Source organism: Gammaproteobacteria bacterium (assembly GCA_003696665.1).
Classification (GTDB): Bacteria; Pseudomonadota; Gammaproteobacteria; order Enterobacterales.
In genome coordinates this window covers 1-4,031 of sequence record RFGJ01000286.1, presented here as the reverse complement: position 1 = coordinate 4,031, position 4,031 = coordinate 1, and the positions used below count along the sequence as shown (strand labels likewise).

Genomic DNA, 4,031 nt, shown 5'->3' with positions numbered 1-4,031 from the left:
CATCAGGCATTGAAATATAGGACGCCTGCCGAGTATATTCGAAGTGTTGGTTATGAGGTTCCTCATGTCTCAGTGTCTCAAATGTATTGAACTTGGACACCCTCTTGTTTCCAGCCTACCTGTCCTGTAAGATCGCGCCGCGCGATGATTTAAAAGTGGACATGATGATGCGAACACCGTTGGTCATGGGGAATTGGAAGAGTCACGGGACGCTTGGAACGAACAAGCGACTCGTGTCGGCGATCTGTTCCGCATTGCCCAGTGGTGTTGAAGTGGCTGTCTGCCCGACGTTTGTTCACTTATCACAGGCGATTGCGGATGCTGCCGGTACCGCGTTAAAGATCGGCGCGCAGAACGTATCGGCGTTTGATGAAGGCGCCTATACTGGTGAAGTGACCGCCGCCATGCTCCGAGATTTGGGTGTTGATTATGTCATTGTCGGCCACTCTGAGCGACGGGCACTGTTTGCAGAATCTGATGACATTGTTGCGAAGAAGGTGCGCAAGGCGGTCGATGCCGGCTTGTGCGCGGTGGTGTGTGTTGGTGAAACGCTTGAGCAACGGACTTCCGGAGAGACTTTGTCTGTGATTCAGCGCCAACTTCGAGCGGTGTGCGATGCGGTCAATAACGAGCACTGGGCGAGCATTGTCATTGCTTATGAGCCGGTCTGGGCCATCGGTACTGGGAAAAGTGCCTCGGCAACACAGGCCCAGGAAGTGCATGCCTTCATTCGAAGCTGGCTTGTCGATCAGATGCTGCCTGCCGAACGTGTTCGAATTTTGTATGGCGGGAGTGCAAAACCAGAAAATGCGGCAGAATTGTTTGCACAGCCGGATATTGATGGTGGTTTAATTGGGGGTGCGTCGCTGCAAGCGGAGAGTTTTTTGTCGATCGTCAAAGCGGCGGTGGTACATTCCAACAGGTGAGAGCGAATATGTACGAGATTTTATTGGTATTGTTTTTGGTTGTGTCTGTGGCATTGATTGGGTTAATCCTCATTCAACACGGTAAGGGTGCTGATATGGGGGCCTCGTTCGGCGCTGGTGCATCGGGCACTGTTTTCGGTTCGGCGGGGTCAGGAAACTTTCTCACACGCACGACAGCGGTGTTGGCAACGCTGTTTTTTGTGATTGCACTTTCGCTTGGCTACATGGTCGCGCATCGTGACAAGTCGACAGAAGACATTGCGGCCAAGATTAAGGCTGAGGCAGATCAAAAGGGTCAAGAAAAAGCCACAAAAGGTATTGACGAATTGGTGCCAAGTGTGGAAGATCACGCCTCGTCAACGGCGGTGGCACCTGAGGCTGACGGGACTCCACCGGCAGCGACGGATTCTTCTGAAAAGTCGTCAGCCGATGAACCAAAGGCTGACCAAAAAGAGCAAAAGTCTGACGACCAAAAAGGTTCATGATTGGCGGCAGCGTCTGCGGCCAATCTGACATGCCGAAGTGGTGGAATTGGTAGACACGCTATCTTGAGGGGGTAGTGGCGTAAGCCGTGCCGGTTCAAGTCCGGCCTTCGGCACCATTATGACAGTACGGTTCCCGCTCGGTTTTAGCGGCGAACCGTCGCTCAATCTGCTACAATTCGCGCAGGCACGTTCGCTCAGCCATAGGCCGACGAACGACCCACGATGACGAAAAAGGGTTGACGATGCTCGAAAACTACCTTCCGATATTGGTATTCCTGATCATAGGTCTGATGGTTGGCTCGGTGGCCATTCTGGCTGGTTACATCCTTGGACCACACAAACCCGATCCCGATAAGCTCGCCCCATTTGAATGCGGTTTTGACCCGTTTGAAGATGCGCGCATGAAATTTGACGTGCGTTTTTATCTGGTCGCCATCCTTTTCATTATTTTTGACTTGGAAATCGCATTCTTGTTCCCGTGGGCGATCGTCATTGACTCGATCGGCTGGTTCGGGTTCTGGACAATGATGGTTTTCCTCGGCCTGCTTGTCGTGGGCTTTTTGTATGAGTGGAAGAAAGGAGCCCTAGAATGGGAATAGAAGGCGTTCTCAAAGAAGGCTTTGTCACGACCACCCTAGACACTGTCATTAACTGGGCCCGAACGGGGTCGATGTGGCCGATGACGTTTGGCTTGGCATGTTGCGCGGTGGAAATGATGCAGGCCGGTGCAAGCCGTTACGATTTGGACCGGTTTGGCGTAGTGTTTCGACCGAGTCCGCGACAATCGGACGTGATGATCGTTGCTGGCACGTTAACCAATAAAATGGCGCCAGCACTTCGCCGTGTTTATGATCAGATGGCCGAACCCCGTTGGGTGATTTCGATGGGATCATGTGCCAATGGCGGTGGTTACTACCATTATTCCTATGCGGTGGTGCGCGGCTGTGATCGTATCGTGCCGGTGGATGTCTATGTTCCTGGTTGCCCGCCGACCGCTGAGGCACTGATTTACGGCATCATTCAGTTGCAAAATAAAATTCGCCGAACGAACACGATTGCGCGACAGGACGCCGATAATCAAGAAGGGGCGGCGGCATGAGCTGGTCAGGTTTCGTCAATATCATTGAAAAACACTTCGGCGATAAAGCCTCAAATATCGCTGTGGCTTACGATGAAATTACCATTGAAGTCCCCTGCGCCACTCTACGCGAAGTGGCGTTGGTGTTAAGGGACCATGACGACTTTCGATTTGAGCAGTTGATCGACCTTTGTGGCATTGATTACAGCGCCTACGGTGTCGCCGACTGGGAAACCCATGCGGCAACAGAACACGGATTTGAGCGTGCTGTCATGCCAGCAGCAGAGCGCCATGCCGTGCGGCAAGGCCCAAGATTCGCGTCAGTAGTACACCTTTTGTCGATTGTCCATAACCGGCGCATTCGCGTTCGAACTTTTGCTGAGGATGACGAGTTTCCGGTGGTGCCAAGTCTCGTCGATATCTGGGCGTCGGCGAATTGGTATGAACGTGAGGCGTTCGATTTGTTTGGAATTATGTATGAAGGCCACCCCGACCTGCGGAGAATTCTGACGGATTACGGTTTTGTTGGTCATCCCTTCCGCAAAGACTTTCCTCTCATTGGCCATGTGGAAATGCGCTACGACGCGGCCGAGCGTCGATGCGTTTACGAAAAGGTATCCATCGAACCGAGAGTTCTTGTTCCGCGCGTAATTCGTGAGGAAACACGCTTTGGCGCGGCCAGCAAAGAGGAGCAGAACGATGGCTGATATCAAGAACTTCACCATCAACTTTGGCCCTCAGCACCCGGCTGCGCACGGCGTACTGCGTCTTGTACTTGAGATGGATGGCGAAACCATTGTTCGCTCGGATCCTCATATTGGCCTATTGCACCGCGCCACGGAAAAGTTGGCCGAGAGCAAGCCGTTCAACCAAAGCATCGGCTACATGGATCGTTTGGACTATGTGTCCATGATGTGTAATGAGCATGGCTATGTGATGGCAATCGAAAAACTGCTGGGCATCGAAGTGCCGATTCGAGCCCAGTATATCCGAGTCATGTTCGATGAAATCACCCGAATTCTTAATCACTTGCTGTGGATTGGGGCGCACGGTCTGGATATTGGTGCGATGACCGTGTTCCTCTACGCATTTCGCGATCGCGAGCCGCTCATGGATGCCTATGAAGCGGTCTCGGGGGCTCGTATGCACGCGGCTTACTATCGACCCGGCGGTGTTTATCGAGACTTGCCGAATTCGATGCCGAAATATGAGCCATCCAAGTGGCATTCGCCTCAAGAAGTGAAAAAAATGAACGAAGCCCGCGAAGGCTCGTTATTGGATTTTCTCGAGCACTTCTGCGCCGAGTTCGAAAGCCACTTGGACGATATTGAGACCCTGCTCACCGATAACCGAATTTGGAAACAGCGCACGGTTGGTATTGGCGTAGTGTCCCCAGAGCGTGCCTTGCAGTTGGGCTTTACAGGCCCGATGCTGAGGGGGTCAGGCATTGCTTGGGATTTGCGAAAGAAGCAGCCCTACGAAGTATACGACAAGCTCGACTTTGACATTCCGGTTGGTCGCAACGGCGACTGCTATGATCGT

6 protein-coding genes and 1 tRNA gene are annotated in these 4,031 nt (G+C 52.7%); all 7 read left to right on the top strand.

Annotated features, from left to right (window positions below; translation table 11 throughout):
* Positions 1 to 164: 164 nt before the first annotated feature.
* Entirely contained in the window at positions 165 to 926 is a 762-nt protein-coding gene (locus D6694_07840; protein RMH42557.1) for a triose-phosphate isomerase, read from the top strand.
* 8 nt (positions 927 to 934) lie between these two features.
* A complete protein-coding gene (gene secG, locus D6694_07835; protein ID RMH42556.1) occupies positions 935 to 1,411 on the top strand; it encodes a preprotein translocase subunit SecG in 477 nt (158 codons plus the stop codon).
* Positions 1,412 to 1,442: 31 nt separating this feature from the next.
* Positions 1,443 to 1,527, top strand: a tRNA-Leu gene (locus D6694_07830).
* Between the two features lie 126 nt (positions 1,528 to 1,653).
* On the top strand, positions 1,654 to 2,010 hold the full coding sequence (locus tag D6694_07825; GenBank protein RMH42555.1) for an NADH-quinone oxidoreductase subunit A: 357 nt from the start codon (positions 1,654 to 1,656) through the stop codon (positions 2,008 to 2,010).
* Positions 2,001 to 2,510 (top strand): NADH-quinone oxidoreductase subunit B, encoded by a 510-nt coding sequence (locus D6694_07820; protein ID RMH42554.1) that lies wholly within the window; start codon positions 2,001 to 2,003, stop codon positions 2,508 to 2,510. Before D6694_07825 ends, D6694_07820 begins: the two co-directional genes overlap by 10 nt.
* Positions 2,507 to 3,196, top strand: coding sequence for an NADH-quinone oxidoreductase subunit C (locus D6694_07815; protein ID RMH42553.1), 690 nt, complete (start codon positions 2,507 to 2,509; stop codon positions 3,194 to 3,196). Before D6694_07820 ends, D6694_07815 begins: the two co-directional genes overlap by 4 nt.
* On the top strand, positions 3,189 to 4,031 hold an 843-nt coding region (locus tag D6694_07810; GenBank protein ID RMH42552.1), incomplete at its 3' end, for an NADH-quinone oxidoreductase subunit D. The genes D6694_07815 and D6694_07810, both read left to right, overlap by 8 nt.

Coding starts and splice junctions, on each gene's coding strand:
- D6694_07815 (RMH42553.1), top strand. CDS start 2,507: ATGAGCTGGTCAGGTTTCGTCAATATCATTGAAAAACACTTCGGCGAT.
- D6694_07825 (RMH42555.1), top strand. CDS start 1,654: ATGCTCGAAAACTACCTTCCGATATTGGTATTCCTGATCATAGGTCTG.
- secG (RMH42556.1), top strand. CDS start 935: ATGTACGAGATTTTATTGGTATTGTTTTTGGTTGTGTCTGTGGCATTG.
- D6694_07820 (RMH42554.1), top strand. CDS start 2,001: ATGGGAATAGAAGGCGTTCTCAAAGAAGGCTTTGTCACGACCACCCTA.
- D6694_07840 (RMH42557.1), top strand. CDS start 165: ATGATGCGAACACCGTTGGTCATGGGGAATTGGAAGAGTCACGGGACG.